The organism is Gordonia sp. Swx-4 (assembly GCF_030316175.1).
Classification (GTDB): Bacteria; Actinomycetota; Actinomycetes; order Mycobacteriales; family Mycobacteriaceae; genus Gordonia; species Gordonia alkanivorans.
Genome location: NZ_CP128197.1, coordinates 4,992,549 through 5,012,921 on the forward strand (window position 1 = coordinate 4,992,549; position 20,373 = coordinate 5,012,921).

15 protein-coding genes and 1 pseudogene are annotated in these 20,373 nt (G+C 67.1%); 10 read left to right on the plus strand and 6 right to left on the minus strand.

The window, feature by feature from the left end:
- Positions 1–2: 2 nt before the first annotated feature.
- The gene (locus PWF70_RS22610; RefSeq protein ID WP_035753664.1) at positions 3–1,139 is read left to right on the plus strand and encodes an Rv3169 family protein; all 1,137 of its coding nucleotides are present in this window, start codon (positions 3–5) and stop codon (positions 1,137–1,139) included.
- On the opposite strand, the gene PWF70_RS22615 is transcribed toward PWF70_RS22610, so the two are convergent.
- On the minus strand, positions 1,136–2,203 hold the full coding sequence (locus tag PWF70_RS22615) for a polyhydroxyalkanoate synthase family protein (protein ID WP_006358052.1): 1,068 nt from the start codon (positions 2,201–2,203) through the stop codon (positions 1,136–1,138). The two genes, PWF70_RS22610 and PWF70_RS22615, sit on opposite strands and share 4 nt — an antisense overlap.
- 227 nt (positions 2,204–2,430) lie before the next feature.
- Between PWF70_RS22615 and PWF70_RS22620 the strand changes: the two genes are divergently transcribed.
- Positions 2,431–3,000 (plus strand): type 1 glutamine amidotransferase domain-containing protein, encoded by a 570-nt coding sequence (locus PWF70_RS22620; protein ID WP_006358053.1) that lies wholly within the window; start codon positions 2,431–2,433, stop codon positions 2,998–3,000.
- 2 nt (positions 3,001–3,002) lie between these two features.
- Here PWF70_RS22620 and PWF70_RS22625 read toward each other — a convergent pair whose 3' ends face one another.
- Positions 3,003–3,620, minus strand: a complete 618-nt coding sequence (locus tag PWF70_RS22625; protein WP_006358054.1) for a maleylpyruvate isomerase family mycothiol-dependent enzyme — start codon at positions 3,618–3,620, stop codon at positions 3,003–3,005.
- Positions 3,621–3,756: 136 nt separating this feature from the next.
- Here PWF70_RS22625 and PWF70_RS22630 point away from each other — a divergent pair.
- A pseudogene (locus tag PWF70_RS22630) lies at positions 3,757–5,078 on the plus strand (aspartate aminotransferase family protein).
- Between the two features lie 24 nt (positions 5,079–5,102).
- Here PWF70_RS22630 and PWF70_RS22635 read toward each other — a convergent pair.
- The gene (locus PWF70_RS22635; RefSeq protein ID WP_006358057.1) at positions 5,103–7,130 is read right to left on the minus strand and encodes an OPT family oligopeptide transporter; all 2,028 of its coding nucleotides are present in this window, start codon (positions 7,128–7,130) and stop codon (positions 5,103–5,105) included.
- A gap of 205 nt (positions 7,131–7,335) precedes the next feature.
- On the opposite strand from PWF70_RS22635, the gene PWF70_RS22640 reads away from it, so the two are divergent.
- Positions 7,336–7,995, plus strand: a complete 660-nt coding sequence (locus tag PWF70_RS22640; protein WP_006358058.1) for a TetR/AcrR family transcriptional regulator — start codon at positions 7,336–7,338, stop codon at positions 7,993–7,995.
- A 132-nt stretch (positions 7,996–8,127) separates the two neighbouring features.
- On the opposite strand, the gene PWF70_RS22645 is transcribed toward PWF70_RS22640, so the two are convergent.
- Positions 8,128–9,735: a GMC oxidoreductase gene (locus tag PWF70_RS22645; protein WP_006359622.1), complete on the minus strand. Its 1,608-nt coding sequence runs from the start codon at positions 9,733–9,735 to the stop codon at positions 8,128–8,130.
- A 435-nt stretch (positions 9,736–10,170) separates the two neighbouring features.
- Here PWF70_RS22645 and PWF70_RS22650 point away from each other — a divergent pair, with 435 nt between their 5' ends.
- On the plus strand, positions 10,171–11,007 hold the full coding sequence (locus PWF70_RS22650) for an SDR family oxidoreductase (protein WP_006359621.1): 837 nt from the start codon (positions 10,171–10,173) through the stop codon (positions 11,005–11,007).
- Between the two features lie 8 nt (positions 11,008–11,015).
- Here the strand turns inward: PWF70_RS22650 and PWF70_RS22655 are convergent, their stop codons facing one another.
- Positions 11,016–11,432 (minus strand): DUF5313 domain-containing protein, encoded by a 417-nt coding sequence (locus PWF70_RS22655; RefSeq protein ID WP_042375989.1) that lies wholly within the window; start codon positions 11,430–11,432, stop codon positions 11,016–11,018.
- 189 nt (positions 11,433–11,621) lie between these two features.
- Here PWF70_RS22655 and PWF70_RS22660 point away from each other — a divergent pair, with 189 nt between their 5' ends.
- The 5 genes from PWF70_RS22660 to PWF70_RS22680 all read left to right on the plus strand — a co-directional run bounded on the left by PWF70_RS22660 (position 11,622) and on the right by PWF70_RS22680 (position 18,416).
- Positions 11,622–12,107: a MarR family winged helix-turn-helix transcriptional regulator gene (locus PWF70_RS22660; protein WP_006359619.1), complete on the plus strand. Its 486-nt coding sequence runs from the start codon at positions 11,622–11,624 to the stop codon at positions 12,105–12,107.
- A 267-nt stretch (positions 12,108–12,374) separates the two neighbouring features.
- The gene (locus PWF70_RS22665) at positions 12,375–14,066 is read left to right on the plus strand and encodes an MDR family MFS transporter (RefSeq protein ID WP_035753659.1); all 1,692 of its coding nucleotides are present in this window, start codon (positions 12,375–12,377) and stop codon (positions 14,064–14,066) included.
- 109 nt (positions 14,067–14,175) lie between these two features.
- Positions 14,176–15,366: a CaiB/BaiF CoA transferase family protein gene (locus tag PWF70_RS22670; protein ID WP_006359617.1), complete on the plus strand. Its 1,191-nt coding sequence runs from the start codon at positions 14,176–14,178 to the stop codon at positions 15,364–15,366.
- 94 nt (positions 15,367–15,460) lie between these two features.
- A complete protein-coding gene (locus PWF70_RS22675; RefSeq protein ID WP_006359616.1) occupies positions 15,461–16,993 on the plus strand; it encodes a catalase in 1,533 nt (510 codons plus the stop codon).
- Positions 16,994–17,120: 127 nt separating this feature from the next.
- Entirely contained in the window at positions 17,121–18,416 is a 1,296-nt protein-coding gene (locus PWF70_RS22680; protein WP_035753656.1) for a competence/damage-inducible protein A, read from the plus strand.
- A 17-nt stretch (positions 18,417–18,433) separates the two neighbouring features.
- Here the strand turns inward: PWF70_RS22680 and PWF70_RS22685 are convergent, their stop codons facing one another.
- Positions 18,434–20,080, minus strand: coding sequence for an acyl-CoA synthetase (locus tag PWF70_RS22685; protein ID WP_035753654.1), 1,647 nt, complete (start codon positions 20,078–20,080; stop codon positions 18,434–18,436).
- Positions 20,081–20,373 lie beyond the last annotated feature (293 nt).

Genomic DNA, 20,373 nt, shown 5'->3' on the forward strand with positions numbered 1-20,373 from the left:
GCATGTCCGGTCTCGGACCGCTCGACGAGTTCCCGATTCATCAACTGCCACAACCGATCGCGTGGCCCGCGAACTCCGATCGCAACTTCTACGACCGCGCCTATCTCAACGCCCACGATCGCAGCGGCAGCATCTTCTTGATAACCGGGATCGGTTACTACCCCAACCTCGGGATCAAGGATGCCTTCGTCCTGATCCGGCGTCGCCAGGACGACGGTCCGGACACCCAGACCGCGGTGCACCTGTCCGATGCCATCGACGGTGATCGCCTCGACCAGCATGTCGGCGGTTACCGGCTCGCCGTCGACGAGCCCTTGCGCTCACTGCATCTCACTCTCGAGGAGACCGAGGGTATCGCCGTCGACCTGCACTGGGAAGGCCTGTTCGACCCAGTCCTCGAGCAGCCCCACATCATGCGGCAGGGCACCAAGGTCACCCTCGATGCACAGCGCTTCGCCCAGGTGGGCACCTGGCGCGGGTCCATCACCGTCGACGGCGAACACATCGCGGTCGACCCGTCCACATGGATCGGGACCCGCGACCGATCCTGGGGAATCCGGCCGGTAGGCGAGCCGGAACCCGCAGGGCGACCGGCAGATCCGCCCTTCGAAGGCATGTGGTGGCTGTACGTGCCGATGGCCTTCGACGACTTCCAGCTCGTCCTCATCGTCCAGGAGGAGCCCAACGGATTCCACACCCTCAACGACTGCTCCCGCGTGTGGAAGGACGGCCGCGTCGAACAACTCGGCTGGCCGCGAATCTCGGTGCACTACGCCTCAGGGACCCGGATTCCCACCGGTGCAACCATTTCCGCCACCGCATCGGACGGATCGGCGGTGACGTTCGAGGTGGAGTCACTTCTCCCCGTCCCGATCCACGTCGGGGGCGGTTACGGTGGCGATCCCGACTGGCTCCACGGTGTCTGGCGAGGTGAGGACTTCACCGAGCGGCTCACCTACGACATGACCAGCCCGGAGATCGTGGGGCGCATGCCGTTCGGCGTCATCGACCACGTGGGACGGGCGACCTGCCGGGAAGGCGACGGCACCACCCGCACGGGCTGGGGCCTGTTCGAGCACGGTGCGCTCGGCCGCCACGACCCGTCGGGCTTCGCCGACTGGCTCAGCGTCGCACCCTAGTTCAGACTCGACAGGAATTCGTCGATCCGCGGCCACGTCTGCTCGACGGCCGCCGACCCGGCGATGAGTCCGAGATGGCTGGTCTCGACGGTCGCGAACTCGACGCGAGGTGACCCGGTGAACAGATCGACGCCGTGGTGGGCCGCCGCCCAGCTGACGATGGCGTCGCGGTGGCTGCCGAACAGTTGCACCGGCACCGAGACCTTCGCGAGGTCGACGGTGACGTCGTCGAAGGTGAGGACGCCGCGTGCCAGCTCGCCGCGCATGATGAAGTTTTCCCACATCTGCTCGGACGCCTTGCCCGGATATCCGGGCATCGTCTCCTGGAAACGGTCGATGGCCTTCATCCGAGTCAGCGCCTCGGTGTCGTCGGCGTTGCGGATGATGTAGCCGGGCTTCTTGAGTTCCCGCTGCCAGGCGGTGCCGCGGTAGGCGGTCCGCACGAGCGGGGCCGGGATGCCACCCAGGGCTCGCAGCGCGAGCGACACCGGTTTGGTCCCGATGGGCCGCATCAGGGTCTTCACCAGCGGGTACGGCGGGACCTGGTCGTAGTCCAGGGGGGTTCCGACCGCTGTGATCGACCGCACCGGCAGACCAGGGTCCGCGGCGGCGGTGAGGAACGAGATGGTGCCGCCGAGACTCCAGCTGAGCAGGTCGACGCCCTCGCCGGTCGACCGGCCGCCATCGAAGTCCGCCAGGGTCGCGGCGATCGCGCCGGGCACGATGTCGGCGAAGAAGTCGGCGAACCCGAGGTGGCGGTCGCCGCGGGTCATGTCCCCGAAGTCGAGCACGTACGGCACCCGTCCGGTGGAGAGCAGGTGTTCGACGACGCTCAGTCCCGGGGAGAGGTCGTAGCAGTCGGTCGACACCGCCAGCGGCGGGACGAGCAGCACCGGCCGCGTCGAGGCCCGCCGGGCGGAGTCGAGTTGTTCGACCGTGCCGTACCGCCGCACCTGCCGGTGCGGCGCGGTCACGAGCACGGTGTGCGGGGTTTGGTGCGATTCCCCGATCTCCCCGCCTCGGGCCAGGTGAACCAGCGTCGCGACGCCGTCGAGACCACCCATGACCGCTTCCCCCTTCACTTCGTCCGCCCCCGCGGGCGCGCGTGATCGCAGGCCATTCAACACGGTGCGTCGGCGAGCGACATGGTTGGGGCAGAGCGTGGGCGGGTATGTCCGGATCGAGGCACCACGGCGGGAGGCCGGTGCCGGCGATCAAGACGCGGTCGAACCGATCAGCCCGCACGGCGTTGCACATCCCTGTCCGCCGGTGCGTACGAGGAGGAGACACCATGGCCGAAGAACTCAACAACGTCACCGTCGCATTCCTGGTGGCCACCGAGGGTGCCGAGCAGGTGGAACTCACCGAGCCCTGGAAGTCTGTCGAGGCCTGCGGCGGGAAGCCGGTTCTGGTGTCCACCGATTCCGGCACCATCCAGGCCTTCGATCACCTGGACAAGGCCGACACCTTCCCCGTCGACAAGGTCCTCGAGGATGCCCGCATCGCCGACTTCGACGCCCTGGTTCTCCCCGGTGGCGTCGCCAACCCCGACTTCCTGCGCGCCTCGGCGCCGGCCGTGCGCTTCGTGCGTGGCTTCTTCGAGGCCGGTAAACCGGTCGCCGCGATCTGCCACGCACCGTGGACCCTCATCGAGGCCGACGTCGTACGCGGCCGCACCCTCACCTCGTTCCCCAGCATCAAGACCGACGTCATCAACGCCGGCGGCAACTGGATCGACGAAGAGGTCGTGACCTGTCGAAGCGGCGACAACGTGCTGATCACCAGCCGCAAGCCCGACGACCTCCCGGCGTTCAACGCCGCGATCGTCGCCGAGTTCGCCCACAGCCGGGTTCCCGGCTGAGGTCACACCACCGAGATCGGACCCTGCTCGCGTCCGGTGAGGATCAGCAACGCCTGCTCGCCCTGGCCGGTCAGCTCGGCCGCCTCCACCGCCGTGGCCAGGGCCGAGGCGAGCACCGTCCGCGGCAGCGTCGACGACGATCCGATGGCGCGGGCGATGTCGAGTCCGTGGACGGCCAGTTCGAAGGTTCTCGTCGGCAGATAGTGGGACAACAGGATCGAGCCCCACGGGGTGGCGACCCGCCGGTCGGCGATACCGCTGATCGCCTCGGCCGCGCGGTCCCGGCGTTCGGTCGCCCTTCGGAGCGGGTCTTCGCCGAGGTCGACGCCGGCGGCGACGCCGCGCGCGGTCACCTCCGGCGAGGACGCCAGCCCCTGGATTCGGGCGTAATAGCCTGCCACCGAATCGATGTCGACGACGTCCGGCTCGAGTTGGGCGAGATAGTCGGCGACCGTCGTCAACGAGCGGCTCGTGTGTCCGACCAGTGAACGGACCGACCAGTCCCCCAGTCCCGGCTGGTCCCACTGCTGCGGGCTCACCTCGGCGACCAGTGCCAGATAATGGTCGGCGCCCGCGAGGTAGTCCTCGATCGCCGCGCTCAACGGTTGCTCGACTGCCATGGTGTCTCCCTGGTTCTTCGGAGGAAACCGACTGCACAGCACACGATATTCGGCGTCGTGCCGCCGTGGTGTCCGAGGTCACCTGGGCCCCGGTCTGGATGCGCGCGGAGTGGTCGTCGCTCGTACGGTGTCTGTCATGACCACGCAGCCCGACAGCATCACCGGCGCCGCAGGCGTCGACACCCGCAATCTCGTCCGCTACGGCGGCCAGTTCTCGCCGGAGCTGATCGTCCGGGCATCGGGCAGCTGGGTCCACACCGCGGACGATCGACCCGTTCTCGACTTCACCTCGGGACAGATGTCGGCGATCCTCGGGCATTCGCATCCGGACATCGTCGCGACCGTCACCCGGCAGATCGGCGAACTCGATCACCTGTTCAGCGGGATGATCTCGCCTCCGGTACTGGAACTGTCGGCCCGGCTGTCGGACACGCTGCCCGACGCTCTCGACAAGGTGCTGCTGCTGAGCACCGGCGCGGAGTCCAACGAGGCCGCGATCCGCATGGCCAAGCTCGTCACCGGCAAGCACGAGATCGTGTCCTTCGCGCGGTCGTGGCACGGCATGACGCATGCCGCGGCGGCGTCGACCTACAGCGCCGGCCGCACGGGTACGGTCCGGTCGCGCCCGGCAATTTCGCGTTGCCGACGCCCAACCCCTACCGCCCCGACTTCACCAACCCCGACGGCGCTCTCGACTGGCAGCGCCAGCTCGACTTCGGTTTCGAACTCATCGACGCCCAGTCGACCGGATCGTTGGCGGCGTGCATCGTCGAACCGATCCTCTCCTCGGGCGGTGTGATCGACCCACCGGCCGGTTATTTCGCCGCACTCAAACGCAAGTGCGAGGAGCGCGGGATGCTGCTCATCGTCGACGAGGCGCAGACCGGACTGTGCCGCACCGGTTCCTGGTACGCCTTCGAGCGCGACGGCATCGTGCCCGACATCCTCACCCTGTCGAAGACGCTCGGTGCGGGGCTCCCGCTCGCCGCGGTCATCACCACCGCCGAGATCGAGCAGGCAGCCCACGACCGGGGCTACCTCTTCTTCACCACCCACGTGTCCGACCCGCTGGTGGCGGCCGTCGGCGTGACCGTGCTCGACGTCCTGCAGCGCGACGGCCTCGACACCCGTGCAGCACAAGCAGGTTCGGCCCTACGCGCCGGACTGCTCGAACTACAGGAGCGCCACGAATGCGTGGGCGACGTACGCGGCCGCGGACTCATGCAGGGCATCGAACTCGTCACCGACCGTGCGACCAAGCAGGGCGCCGACCGGCTCGGGTCTGCCGTGACCGCACGGTGTTTCGAGCTCGGACTCCACATGAACGTCGTCCAGCTACCGGGCATGGGCGGGATCTTCCGCATCGCACCCCCGCTGACCGCCTCCGACGAGGAGATCCGCACCGGTCTCGACATCCTCGACACCGCCATCGCCGAATGCGTCTCGGCGGCAGTCTGATCCGCCGAGACTGACCTCTCGGTCTCAGCCCTTGGGGTCGGTCTTGGTGGTGTCACCGGCGTCGAAAGCAGCCGCCTTCTCCGGCACCACACCGCTGGCGGCGGCCAGCTTGGCGATGCGGTCGTAGAGCAGGGCGACGACGCCGGCGAACACGATGACGCCGAGGATCTGCGCCCAGGTCTCGAAGCCGTCGCCGACGATGGCCAGCACGGAGTCGTCGCCGGTCGCGGCGACGATGCCCGCGAAGACCACGCCGAACAGTGCCTCACCGACGATCAGGCCGGTCGCGAGCAGCACTCCCATGCGCTTCTTGTGTTCGACTGCGCCGCCGCTGCGCTCGGCCCAGCGGTTGTAGAAGTGACCGAGGAAGGCGCCCACCGGGATGATCAGGGTGACCGACATCGGCAGGTACATGCCCATGCCGACCGCGAGCGGCGGCAGCCGGAACTTGCCCGCACGACCCAGCAGTTCGTCGATGAGGATGACGATCGCGCCGATGAGGGCTCCGAGTCCGATGAGGGCCCAGTTCAGATCGGCGCCGAGCACACCCTTGGCGAGGGTGGACAGCAGGCCCGCCTGCGGTGCGGCCAGAGCGTCGGGGCCGGCGCCGGGAGCACCCACGAAACCGAAGACGTCGTACATCAGTCCGAGGATCGGCGGGATGATCGCCGAACCGAAGAGCACACCGATCACCAACGCCACCTGCTGCTTCCACGGTGTCGCGCCGACCAGCTGACCGGTCTTGAGGTCCTGCAGGTTGTCATTGGAGATCGTCGCGACGCCGAAGACCACCGCGGCCGTGAACAACGTGTAGGCGATCAGGGCGTCGGTTTGGGCGGAGTCGGCACCACCGAAGGTCGCCTTGATGAGGAGAGCGGCGATGAGGACCACCAGGATGCCGACGCCGGAGATCGGGGAGTTCGACGAGCCGATGAGACCGGCCATGTAGCCGCAGACCGCCGCCACCGCCAGGCCGATGACGAAGACGAAGACGACGCTCACCGCGATGATCCCGGCTGCGCTGCCATCGAGGACCGTGCCGTGCACGAAGTCCCACAGAAGCAGACCGATCGGGATGAGCAGCACGAGGATGCTGCCGCCGACGATGTTGAACGGGATGTCGCGCTCGGTGATGTCTACGGTCACCCCCTCGCGGCGGGACCGCGACGATGCCAATGAGCCCTTGATCCCGCTTGCGATGGGTCCCATCACCTTGATGAGAGTCCAGATCGCAGCGATGGCGATCGCGCCGGCGCCGATCAGCCGGACGTCGTTGGCGAACACCGAGGAGACGACATCGCTGAGCGACTCTCCTGCCTCACCCTGGTTCTGGCTCTCGATGGGCAGCAGGACGCCGTAGGAGATCACCAGACCGACGAGCATCGCGACACCGACGGTGACGCCGACGAGGTGCCCGATGCCGATGAGCGACATCGAGAGTCCGGCACTGAACAGCGTGCCGCCCGCGCCGACCTTGATCGTCGTCGCGATCGAGTCGCTCAAGACCTTCAGCTTCGTCAGCAGAGCGAAACCCGCCGACGCGATCGAACCGATGACGATCGTGCGCAGACCGGCCTTGTTCTCCGCGGCACCGCCGGCCGAGTCGCCGACCTTCAGGACCTCAGCCGCCGCAACACCTTCCGGATAGGGCAAATCGGATCCGGTGACCAGCGCCCGGCGCAGCGGGATCGAATACATCACGCCGAGGATGCCGCCGATCGCACAGACGGCGACCGTGATCCAGTACGGGAATCCCGTCCACCACCCGATGATCACCAGACCGGGGATCACGAAGATGATCGCCGACAGCGTGCCGGCAGCCGACGCGATCGTCTGGACGATGTTGTTCTCCACCACCGAGTGGTTGGCGAAGTACCGCAGGATGCTCATCGAGATCACCGCCGCCGGGATGGCGGTGGCGAACGTGAGCCCGACCTTGAGACCGAGATAGACATTGGCCGCCGTGAAGACGAGGGTGATGACTCCGCCGAGGATGACCCCTCGGAGCGTCAGCTCTCGCAGACTCGTCGTGGCCGTGGGCGTGATCGCCATCAGGTCCCCTCACACAGGTCGTGGACGGCCCGCCGCGTGAGGGCGTGGACCGGATTCACTTGAGTACAGTCGATCCACCTTAGGGCCGGGTGGCCTGACCGACGCAAACCGGTCCGTCCGCGGAGGTCGGCGCGCGCGTCGGGACCCGGATAACAGGTCACAATCCCGGCGCCGCAAGCCTACGACGGTAGGGCATCATCTACCCATGACCGATGGGAAGACGGAGCAGTCTGCCCGTACCCGCCAGGCGCTGATCAGCGCGGCTGAGGAGCTGATCGCGCTGCACGGCGTGTCTGCGGTCTCCAGCAGGCAGATCAGCAAAGCCGCCGGTCAGGGCAACAACTATGCGGTCGGCCATCACTTCGGTTCCAAGGACGACCTGATCCGGGCCACCCTCGACAGACACAACGCCACCATCGATCGAATGCGTCAGAAGGCGCTCGACGCGATCGGACCGGACCCGGAGGTCCGCGACTGGATCCGGTGTCTGGTGTGCCCGGAGATCGAGTATGTCGGCGGGCTCGGCGCCCCGACGTACTTCGCCCGGTTCTTCGCGAATGTCTCCAGCGATCCGGCCACCACCATCCTGCTGTACGAGAAGATGGGCGAGTCGAAACCGCTGCTGGCGATCCTCGAGGGCTTGTACGGTGCGCTGCCGGAGTTCCCCGGTCCCGTTCTCGAGATCCGCAACAACATGACGCGCCACATCATCGTGAACATCCTGGCGGACATCGAGCGCGCCGCCGATTCCGGTGATCGCCCGGTCACGCCCTGGCAGCACCAGTGCTCGATCGTCGTCGACGCCCTCACCGGCATGTGGCTCGCCCCGGTCACCCCGACCACCGCGACCGAGAACCACCCCTGAACAGCGCGCCTGGAAACCGCCCGGTGCAGCGACATCGCCGACATAGTGTCATCGGGCGGCCCCTGGTGGGTGCATTCCATCGGCGGACCTCCTCTCGATCCCTGAGGTGCGAGCGAAGCGAGCCACGAAGGGTCAGATCGTGGCCCCCACGTCCTTGGCGACGATGTGGTCGAGCGCGCGTTCGGCCACCGCGGCGATGGTCATGGACGGGTTGCAGGCTGCGGTGGTGCCCGGCATGAGCGCACCGTCGAGGACGTAGAGACCGGGCTGCCCCTTGACCCGCCCCTCGAGGTCGCAGACCGTGCCCATGTTGGCGCCCCCGAGTGCATGCCACGTCGACGGGAAGAATGCGTTGGTGTCGGTGAGGATCGCGTCGGGCCCGGCGATCCTGCGGACCGCGCCGTCGATGTGTTTGGTCTGGATCTCCGAGTCGCCCTCGTGCGGCCACTTGATGATCGCGTCGCCGGCCCTCGAGTCGTAGGAGATGACTCCGCGTCCGGAACTGACACCGAAGCCCACCAGCATCGTGGTCCCGGCGTAGACCGGCATCGGGGGCAGAGACGCCTGGATGACGGTGAACGCACTCTTCGGGTTGCTCCAATTGGGACTGCCGTACACAACCGGACCGCCTTGCGCCGTGCCGAAATCGATGCTCGGGCTCGTCCACGTGTAGATGCGGTCGGCATTGGTCCCCCAGCCGCGGCCGAGGCCATCGGGCAGGTCGGTGATCGCGCCTGCCTCGCGGGCCCGCACGAGAAGCTTGGTGGTGTTGACACTGCCCGCCGCCATGATGAGCGTCTTGGTGACGATCTCTTTGTGCTCCAGCACCTTTCCGGTCTCATCGGTGCGTTCGACGTCGAGGGACCACTTGCCGTCCTTCCGCCTGCTGACCTGCCGGACGGTGTGCAGTGTCCGCACGGTCACGAGCCCGGTCGCCTCGGCCTGCTTGATGTAGGTGACGTCGACGCTGTGCTTGCCGCCGTTGTTCACGCCGATCGCGCCGTCACCGTTGGTGTAGGACGGCTTCATCTCACCGCGGAGCTCCGCCTCGGCGTATCCCCAGTCGATGGGCATCGGGATTTTCTGCAGCGGGAGTCCCTCGGCGCGAACCCGTTTGGCGAACTGACGCGGGGCCAGATACTGGGGTGACCGCACCACCGAGTCGGGTGCCACCGCGACCTTGAGCATCTCGGCGACCCGCGGATAGTGCACGCGGTTCATCAGCTGCCAGTCGAGAGCGTTGGGGAAGTGCTCGTTGAAGACCGCCTCGCTCGGCTGCAATGTCATGCCCTGATAGACCAGCGATCCGCCACCGAGTCCCGCCGGACACAACGCCGTCATGTTCTCGCCCGCAACCGATTCGAACAGTCCCACATAGGGTTCGACGCTCAGCGGTTTACCGAACAGATTCGGTGTGGACTCGTGCCACAGCATGCGTTTGTCGGGGCTCAACGCCCGCGGGAAGGTCTCCGAGTTCGGCCCGGTCGGCCATCGCTTCCCCCGCTCGAGCATCAGGACAGGCACACCGGCCTGCGCCAGGCGGAGTGCCGAGACACCTCCACCGAATCCGGAGCCGACCACCACCACCCGATGCTCCTCCCGGGTGCGCCGGACACGGCGCGTCGGCGCCGCCGACGCCGGGGTCCCGTTCGCGGACACAGCGATCGCGCCCGCTGCGCCGGCCGCGGTGACCGCCGCAGCCTTGAGGAAGGTTCGTCTCGTCGGTAACGCCCCGGACATGGATCTCCTGTCGTCGGTGCACGAGACGATCCCGCACACGCATGCACTGAGGAAGTCACGGCACTCTCGACCGCGATAGGGAGAAGATGACGTCTGCGAGATGCAGCCGCCCGAAGCAGAATTCGGCATGAACACAGTCCTGTCAAGGGCTACAACGGTTTTCGTCCCTCGTTCTGATCAGCTCGCCGCAAGGCTTGACAGATGCTGAGTCATATGACTGAATCGATGGCCAGCGGGTCAACACGACAGACCCACAGCCGACGATCGACCCGGGGTGGGTCTGTCGAGTAGGGCCGCGGATCCGGCGGGCTCTTCTGATGCGCCCCCTCGGTCATGGTGCGCTGAGGGGTGCACACCCTGACCGGGTCTCGTGTCCAACTTGCTGCCCGCGTTCGCTGTTAGGGTGGCCCGATTATTCGCGGCCGGGGGAGATGCATGTCAGATCACTTGCAGGACAAGACCATCATCATCACGGGAGCCGGTGGCGGATTCGGCAAGGCCATCGCCCAGAGGTGCGCCTCGCGTGGTGCCCATGTCGTCGGCGTGGACATCGACACCGACGGTCTGACCGCCGTTGTCGACGGCATCGTCGCCGCCGGCGGATCGGCGGTCGCGCAGGTCGCCGACGTGACCGACATGGCACAGATGCGGTCGGCCGCAACGCTCGCCGTCGAGAAGTTCGGGGCCATCGACGTCATCGTCAACAACGCCGGCGTCATGCCGTTGGCCTTCTTCGCCGATCACGAACGCGCCTGGGAGAAGTGGCACAAGGCCATCGACATCAACATCAAGGGCGTCGTGAACGGCATCTCCGCCGTCTACGACCAGATGATCGCGCAGGGCCGCCGGCAGGTCGTCAACATCGCGTCGATCTACGGCAACGGCGGCTTCGAGGGATCGGGTGTCTACAGCGCGACGAAGGCGGCGGTCACCATGCTGTCGGACTCGTTGCGGATCGAGGCGAAGGGCAAGATCAAGGTCACCACGGTCAAGCCCACCGGTGTCGCGGGCACCAATCTGGCGAGCTGGATCGTCAATGACCGCGCGATCCGCGGCATCGTCGGCCAGCGCGCGGCGTCGTACCGGGAGCACGTCGTCCAGATGCTCAAGGGCGAACTACCGCCCGAGCTGACCGACGCGGACTCGATCCGGTACTGGCTCATCACTCCCGAGGACCTGGCCGACGCCGTCGTCCACGTCATCGATCAGCCCTGGGGGATCAGCCTCTCTGACGTGACCGTGCGCGCGAGCGGCGAGGACTACCTGTACTGACCTCGCAATCAGCGGCGACGATGCTCCCCGCGGTACTTGCGGTGGTACTCGTCGTACAGATCGGAGTTCTTCTCCCGCTCGAGCCGGTTGATCAGGTCTGGGTTGAGTCCGTGCTGGGCCAGCCGATGACGGCGGTACACGCGGTTCAGCGCGATCGAGAAGAACAGGTAGGCGATGAGGATCGGAAACGTCATGATGACCCGCACACCCCAGTCCGCCGGGACGAACATCATCGGGCTCACGAGGATGATGCAGGGGATGGCCCACCGCACGACCATCCGCCACGAGGCCCCGGGTCCCGCGAGGTCGTTCTCGACCCAGGCGGTCATCGACTTCGGCAGGGGCGCCCAGTAGCAGTACTTGATGTACTCCCAGACGTTCGGGGTGGTGCGTTGTGTCGTGCTCACTCCTCGATCGTGCCCCATCGGGGAGGCCGACTCCAAGCAGGTTGACGCAGGCCACACTCCCGTCGACCGGGCCGCTCCCACGCGATCGCCCATAGACAGACCCCGATAATCGGGCAAATGGGCCATGGCTGCGTGTGCTCGACGGCTGTTCGGTCGGTAGTCTGACCGCGACTCGGCACGGCGTACCGGCGAAAGGACTCCCCGATCATGAGCTCGGACCCGACGGCTGCCGACCCCATCGGCCCCGACGCCATCGGCGGCCTGGAAGCCGAGCTCACCGATTTCTGGCGACGCGGCCGAATCCGGACGCGTCTGCGGGCCCGCGAGATCGACGGCCGTCTCGACCCGTCGTGCTATCCGCTCATCTCCGTGCTCGCCCGTCACAACTCGATGCCGATGTCCGACCTGGTCAGTGCGGTCGGGATGGAGAAGTCGACGGTCACGCGGCAGATCGACGCGGTCGTACGACTCGGGCTCGCCGAGCGGCACCCCGACCCGCGTGACGCACGGGCCCGCATGGTCACGCTGACCGATCATGGGCGCGAACGGGTCGACGCCGTTCTCGCGTCGGCGATCTCCGAGTGGCGAGCCCGTCTGGCCCAGTGGAACCCCGAGGACATCCGCACCCTCACACGCCTGCTCCACCGGCTCGGCGAGGCGACCAACGACCCGGTCGTCGACCCGGAGTCCTGACGCGCCGGGTCGGGCAGGCGGCACAATTCCCCACCGGGTTCCGGGCATCGGGAATAACCCGTTTAGTTGCGCGTTACACCTTTCGCGCCCTATAGTTGCAGCATTCAACTAAACGGGCGGCGGCCTATGCCGGACCCCCGTTTCCGCCAGCTGTTCCCGGCACCTGAGTCCACGAGGTCGACGAGCCCGTTTTTCGTCGATGTTCTGTGGTCGCCGCCATCCGGCTCCGTCCACACGGCGCACGCACGACCCCGGAGGAACCCCCGTATGACAACGTCCCCACCACAAGTGGAACCCGTCGACACACCGATGACCCACAAGCAGCGCATCAACGCGCTGATCGGCCTGCTGCTCGGCATGTTCGTCGCCCTGACCTCGGCCACGATCGTGTCCAACGCATTGCCGACGATCATCACCCAGCTACACGGCACCCAGGATCAGTACACCTGGGTCGTGACGGCGACCCTGCTCGCTTCCACGGCCGCCACCCCGATCTGGGGAAAGCTGTCCGACGTCTTCAGCAAGAAGCTCCTCGTCCAGCTGTCGCTCGGCGTGTTCACGATCGGCTCGATGCTCGCCGGTCTGTCGACCTCGGTCTCGATGCTGATCGGCTTCCGCGTGATCCAGGGCCTCGGCCTCGGCGGCATGCAGTCGCTGGTCATGATCGTCATCGCGTCGATGTTCAGCCCGCGTGAGCGCGGCCGCTACCAGGGCGCCATCGCCGGCGTCATGTCGATCGCAACCGTCGCCGGACCACTGATGGGCGGCGTCATCGTCGACACGAGCTGGCTCGGTTGGCGCTGGACGTTCTACGTGTGTGTCCCGCTGGCCGTCATCGCCATGATCGTCGTGCAGCGCACCCTCAACCTCCCGGTCGTCCGGCGCAAGGTCTACATCGACTACGCCGGAGCCCTGCTCATCTCGGCCGGCGTCAGTGTCATCCTGATCTGGGTCACCCTCGCCGGCAAGAACTTCGACTGGGTCTCGGGCGTGTCGTTCGGTCTCGTCGCACTCGGACTCGCCCTGCTCGCCGTCGCGATCTGGGTGGAGTCCAGGGCCAAGGACCCGATCATCCCGCTGCACCTGTTCAAGGAGCGCACGACCACCCTCGCGACCATCGCCAGCATCGCGGTCGGTGTGGCCCTGTTCGGCGGCGCGGTGTTCCTGGGCCAGTATTTCCAGATCGCCCGCGGCTACTCCCCCACCGCGGCCGGGTTGCTGACCCTCCCGATGGTCTTCGGCTCGGTGGTCTCGGCGACCCTCTCCGGGCGCCTCATCACCAAGTACGGCCGCTGGAAGAACTACCTGGTCGCCGGCTCGATCGTGATGGCGGTCGGCTTCGGCCTCCTCGCGACGATCGACGCCCACACCAACATGGCGGTCCTGAGCGGCTACCTGTTCGCGCTGGGACTCGGTATGGGCATGACGATGCAGAATCTGGTGCTCGCGGTGCAGAACACCGTGGAGCCGAAGAACCTCGGTGCGGCCACCTCGACCGTGACCTTCTTCCGCTCACTCGGTGGTGCAGCCGGCGTCTCGGTGCTCGGAGCGGTGCTGTCGAACCACGTCACCGACCTGATCGGTAAGGGCCTGCGCGCGATCGGCATCACCCAGTCCGGCTCCGGCGGTGCCGGCCTGTCCAACCTCAACGAACTGCCCGCACCCATCGCGGCGATCGTCCGCGGCGCGTACGGCGACGGCACAGCCCGGATCTTCCTGGTCTCGATGGCGATGGCGATCGTCGGCACGATCGCGGTCCTCTTCATCAAGGAGGTCGCTCTCAACACCCTGACCGGTGAGGAGCAGCGGCTCGCCGCGGAGGCGGCCGTGGAGACGGCCGACGAGGAGTTCGCCCAGGTCATCGCCGGCGAGACGTTCGACGGCACAGGGGTCGACGCCGACCTCGACCGGCGGGCGCTCGCCGACCCGGCGGTGAAACCGGTCGACCGCAGCTCATGACCCCCGCCCGCGACGGCGCACAACGCCGATCGTGACGCGGGACTCACAGATGGTCGGGTTGATCCCGATCGCGTTGACGAACCCGACAAGTGCAGGTGATCCTTGGCCGGTGAATTCGGACCAGTCGCCCTCCTCGGACTCAGCCCTGCTGCCGCTGGAGGGGATCACCGTCGTCGCCCTCGAGCAGGCCGTCGCCGCTCCCCTCGCCACCCGGCACCTCGCCGACCTGGGTGCACGGGTCATCAAGGTCGAGCGCGTGGGTGAAGGGGACTTCGCCCGGCAGTACGACTCGGCTGTACGCGGCGGCGCGGGTTCGCATTTCGTGTGGCTGAACCGCGGCAAGGAATCGGTCGAACTCGACCTCAAGAGCGAAGCCGGCCGCGACGCGATCAAGACGCTGATCGCCGGAGCCGACGTCTTCCTGCAGAACCTGGCTCCCGGCGCCGCGGCGCGCCTCGGACTCGGCGCCGACGTCCTGCGCGCCGACCATCCCGAACTGATCGTCGTCGACATGTCCGGCTACGGCGACGCCGGCCCGTTCCGCGACCGCAAAGCCTACGACATGCTCGTCCAGGCCGAGACCGGCCTGATCTCCGTGACCGGGACGCCCGAGGACATGACCAAGACCGGCATCCCGTCCTCCGACATCGCCGCCGGGATGTACGCCCTCACCTCGGTGCTGTCGGCGCTGTTCCGCCGCGCCACCACCGGCATCGGCGCACGGGTGGCCGTGTCGATGTTCGACTCCACGGTCGAGTGGATGGGTCACGCCATGTACATGCGGCTCTACGGCGGCAAACAGATCGCTCGCGTCGGCCTCGGCCACGCGGCGATCGTGCCGTACGACAAGTACCCCACCCAGGACGGCACCATCCTGATCGGGGTCCAGAACGACCGCGGGTGGGACACGCTGACCCGCGTCGTGCTCGATCGCCCGGATCTCGCCGAGGACCCCCGGTACAAGACCAACATCGATCGCGTCTCCCGTCGGGCGGAGGTCGACGCCGTCATCGCGGCGGAGACCAAACGGTTCACCACCGAGGAGCTCGACCGGCGCCTCGCCGACGCAGGTGTGCCGGCCGCCGAGATCCGCGATCTCGAGGCCGTGGTCGAGCATCCGCAGCTCGGCGAACGCGACCGCTGGCGCGACGTCGACACCGAGGTCGGACCGATCAAGGCGGTGCTGCCGCCGATGACGTTCGACGACGTCGAGCTCGCGATGGGACCGGTACCCGCCCTGGGCGAACACACCGACGCGGTGCTCCGCGAGTTCGGCATCGTCGCGGGCGAGCGGCCGTGACGGCGATCGGCTCAGCGTAGGATCGGCTGGGCGGACCTGCAGCCCTCGGGTCGCGCATTTTCTTGCACGGATACGACGACCTCTCGGAGGCGATATGTCCGACGATTCGCTCTACACAACCCGGGATTCGGGCGCGCCGGCCGGGAGTGACGAACACTCTCTGACCGTGGGCGCCGGAGGACCGATCGTCCTGCACGATCACTATCTGATCGAGCAGATGGCCCAGTTCAACCGCGAACGAATTCCCGAACGACAGCCACATGCCAAGGGCAGTGGCGCTTTCGGGACGTTCGAAACCACCGAGGACGTCTCGGCCTACACCAGCGCCGCACTGTTCCAGCCCGGCGTGAAGACCGAGATGGTGGCGCGGTTCTCGACGGTGGCCGGCGAACGCGGCAGCCCCGACACCTGGCGTGACCCACGCGGTTTCGCGCTGAAGTTCTACACGTCCGAGGGCATCTACGACATGGTCGGCAACAACACGCCGATCTTCTTCGTCAAGGACCCGATGAAGTTCCAGCACTTCATCCGCTCCCAGAAACGTCGGCAGGACAACAACCTTCGCGACCACGACATGCAGTGGGACTTCTGGACGCTGTCGCCCGAGTCCGCCCACCAGGTCACCTGGCTGATGGGCGACCGCGGCATCCCGAAGACGTGGCGTCACATGAACGGCTACAGCTCGCACACGTATCTGTGGGTCAACGCCGAAGGCGTGAAGCACTGGGTCAAATACCATTTCAAGTCCGACCAGGGCGTCGAGCACCTGACGCAGCACGAGGCCGATCAGATGGCCGCTGCCGACACCGATTTCCACACCCGGGACCTGTTCGAGAACATCGACGCCGGTAACCATCCGAGCTGGACGCTGAAGGTCCAGCTCATGCCGTTCGACGACGCGGTGGGCTACCGGTTCAACCCATTCGACCTGACCAAGGTGTGGCCGCACGGCGACTACCCGCTGATCGACGTCGGCAAGATGACGCTGCACACCAACCCGGTCGATCATCACACGCAGATCGAGCAGGTCGCCTTCGAGCCGAACAACGTCGTGCCCGGCATCGGCTTCAGCCCCGACCGGATGTTGTTGGGCCGCGTCTTCTCCTACGCCGACGCCCACCGGCACCGTCTCGGCGGCAACTACAAGCAGATCCCGGTCAACGCGCCCAAGAACGAGGTCCACTCGTACTCCAAGGACGGCGCGATGCGTATCCACAACGTCACCGACCCGGTCTACGCACCCAATTCCAAGGGAGGCCCGTCGGCGCTGTATCCCGGTCAGGGCGAACCACAGTGGGCGGCCAACGGCGAGATCCTGCGCAGCGCCTATGTCGATCATCCCGAGGACGACGACTGGGGCCAGGCGGGAACGCTGGTCCGCGAGGTGTTCGACGACGACGCGCGAGAGCGGTTCGTCGACAACGTCGTCGGCCATCTCCTCAACGGTGTCTCCGAACCCGTTCTGCAGCGCGCGTTCGAGTACTGGCACCGCGTCGATCCCGACATCGGTGCCCGCATCAAGTCGGGCGTGACCGAGAAGAAGGACGAGTCCGACCCGAAGTCGGATGACCAGGCCAACCCGGCCCGGTCGTCGATGCAGGAGAAGGCGAAGGCCGAGAAGGCGTAGAGAACCTCACTCCCAGATCTCAACTCGGCCGCCAGACTTCGATCGAAGTCTGGCGGCCGAGTTGAGTTCGTACGGTTCGAACCAGCAGGCACCCTCACCGGAGGAGTCCCCGACTAGGCTCGAACCCGTGACTGTGCGCGCAGGAATCGTGGTGACCGGAACCGAGGTACTGACCGGACGGATCGCCGACCAGAACGGCCCGTGGGTGTCCGAGCAACTACTCGCGGCCGGCGTCGACGTCGCCCACATCACGATCTGCGGGGATCGCCCTGCCGACCTCACCGCGCAGCTGCGATTCCTCGCCGACCAGCAGGTCGATCTCATCGTCACCAGTGGCGGTCTCGGTCCCACGGCCGACGACCTCACGGTGGCGACGGTCGCCGAGTTCTGCGGGCGCGACCTGCAGCTCGACCCGGCTCTCGAGGAGCACATCGCCGGCATCATCCGACGCTGGCGACCCGACACCGTCGACCTCGACGACGGCCCGACCCGCATCGGTATCCACAAGCAGGCCCGCGTTCCCGCCGGTGCCGTGGCGATACCGCCCACCGGCACGGCGCCGGGCGTCGCCATTCCCGCAGTCCCCGGTACGCAACCCTTGCCGGCGATCCTCGTCCTGCCCGGCCCGCCCGGTGAACTTCAGGCGATGTGGCCGGCCGCGATCGCCTCACCCGCCATCGCCGACGTGGTGTCCCGGGCAGACGACCTCACGCAGGAGACCATCCGGGCCTACGGTCTGCATGAGGCCGAGCTCGCCGAGACCCTGCGCCGTGCCGAGGAGACCATTCCCGGCTTCGCTGCCCTCGAGATCACCACCTGCCTGCGACGCGGGGAACTCGACATGGTCACCCGGTTCGCCGCCGCCGACACCGCCACCTACGGACAGCTGTTGGACTTTCTCACCGAACACCATGGGAGACAGATTTTCTCGACCGACGGATCGACGATCGAGGACCAGCTCATCGCGACCCTCGACGGTCGGCTGATCGCCACGGCGGAATCCTGCACCGGCGGGCTCGTCGCAGCTCGACTCACCGACCGTCCCGGCTCCTCCGCCTACGTCACGGGCGGCGTCGTGTCGTACTCCAACGACGCGAAGTCCGATCTCATCGACGTTCCCGCCGAACTCATCGCCTCACGCGGCGCGGTCAGCGAGGAGGTCGCCGCGGCGATGGCCGAGGGAGCCCTCCGCCATCTCAAGTCCGATGTCGCGGTGTCGACCACCGGAATCGCCGGTCCCGACGGCGGCACCGAGGCCAAGCCGGTCGGCACCGTCTGCTTCGGCGTCGCGATCAAGGGCCGCCCGACCCACACGATCACGCGGCGCTTCCCCGGTGACCGGGAACGGGTCCGCTCCCTCACCACCACCGCCGCGCTGCATCTGGTTGTCGCACAGCTGAAGCGAGACCGGGCCGCCGGCTGACCTCCGCTGATCGAGACCTACAGCGGCCCCGTCGGCAACTGCCGGCGGACGAGCTTGCCCGTGGGATTGCGCGGCAACTCGTCGACGAACACCACGTCGCGCGGCACCTTGTACCGGGCGAGATGCGCCTTCACATGCGCCTTGACGTCCTCGGGCGAAGGGTTGGCATGCGGAGCCGCAACGATGAAGGCGCGCAGCCGCTTTCCGAACTCGTCGTCGTCCACGCCGATCACCGCGACGTCGTCGATGTCGGGGTGTTCGCCGAGCAGGTTCTCCACCTCGAGCGGATAGACGTTCTCCCCGCCGGAGACGATCATGTCGTCGTCGCGGCCGTCGATGTGCAGCAGGCCGTGTTCGTCGAACCGCGCCATGTCGCCGGTGGACATGAAGCCGTCGATGACCTCCTTGTTGCGTCCGTCGGTGTACCCCTCGAAAGGAGCACCGTTGCGGACGAAGAGCCTTCCACGGACGTTGGTTCCGGAGATCCGTCGACCTTCGTCGTCGAACAGGGCGAGGCGGCTGGTGACCGGCGGCCGGCCGACCGTGCCCGGCGCGAGACGCAGTTCCTCGGGTTGCGCCACCGAGGCGACCGCCACCTCGGTCGACCCGTAGAGGTTGTAGAGGACGTCGCCGAACGTGTCCTGGACGGCCTCCGAAAGCGTCGGCGACAGAGCCGATCCCGCGATCACGATGATCCGCAGCGCGGACGTGTCGTACTTCTTGATGACGTCGGGTCCGAGAGCCACCATGCGGTGGAGCATGGTCGGTACCGCGACCAGCACCTCCGCTTTGTGTTCGGCCAGCGCGGCCAGCGTCTTCTCCGGATCGAACCGTCGCATCACGACGGCCTTGTTGCCCAGAGCCGCCCCCACACCCCAGAGCGCGAAGCCGGTGGAGTGGAAGATCGGCGAGACGATCACCATGGTCCCGCGTTGCGGGAACGGGATTCGGTCGAGCAGAAGGGCGCTCGAGAACGGGGACAACTTGGAGCGCTGAGCCCCCTTGGGCAGTCCCGTCGTGCCGCTCGTCAGGATCACGAGTCCGGCCCACTCATCCGGTTCCGCGGGTGTTGACGTGTCCCCGCCGGCGACGATGTCGTCGAGGGTGCGAACCCCTTCGGGGACCGGGCGCTCGCCATCGACCCAGGTCACGATCCGGAGAGTCTCGGGAGGTAGGGCGTCGGCGAGATCGCTGAACTCCTCGTCGTAGAGCATCGCGACGATCTTCTCGCGTTCGGCGACCTCGACGAACTGGGTCTTTCCGAATCCCGTGTTCATCATGGCCAGCCGCACACCGGCCTTGCCCGCGGCGCTCATCGTCGTCAGCAGACCTCGATGGTCGCGCGCGATCACGCCGATCACCGAGCCTCGCTCGACGCCGGAGGAGAGCAGATGGTTGGCCAACGCGTTCGCGTTCGCGTTCAGTTCACCGTAGGTCAGTTCACCGCGTTCGTCGGCGACCGCACCCGCTTCCGGGTACTCGTCCGCACCATGCGCCACCACCGACGCGCAGGGCCCGATGATCTTCGCGCGCTTGACCGTGGTGAGGAGCTCTTTGGGTCGCGTGGGGTCCAGCAGACCCGAACGCTTGAGCACCTTGAAGGCGCCGACGGCGTCCTGCACCTGTTCGACGGCGGTTCCGACTGCGCCGGTCACCGAGACCATGTCCACTCACCTTTCGCGGCCGGAGCCGCTAGTCCGCGCCCACGGGGTCGGCTCGACGATGACGCGACGTTGGTCACGGGCGTCACCAGGGGCCGATGCAGGTGCCAGAGTAGGTCGCGACCTTGCGAGCAATTTCCCGCTTCGACGAAATCGGCCGGGTGCCAACGGTTGTCGTCGATCTTGCCGGACGCCTCGCGGCAGGTGGGGGGTCGGGCGGGCGATCGGGTAACTGATTCGTTGCGGATCCGCGACGACTCTGACAACATCTGTCCTCAGATCGAGGGTGGAGGAAC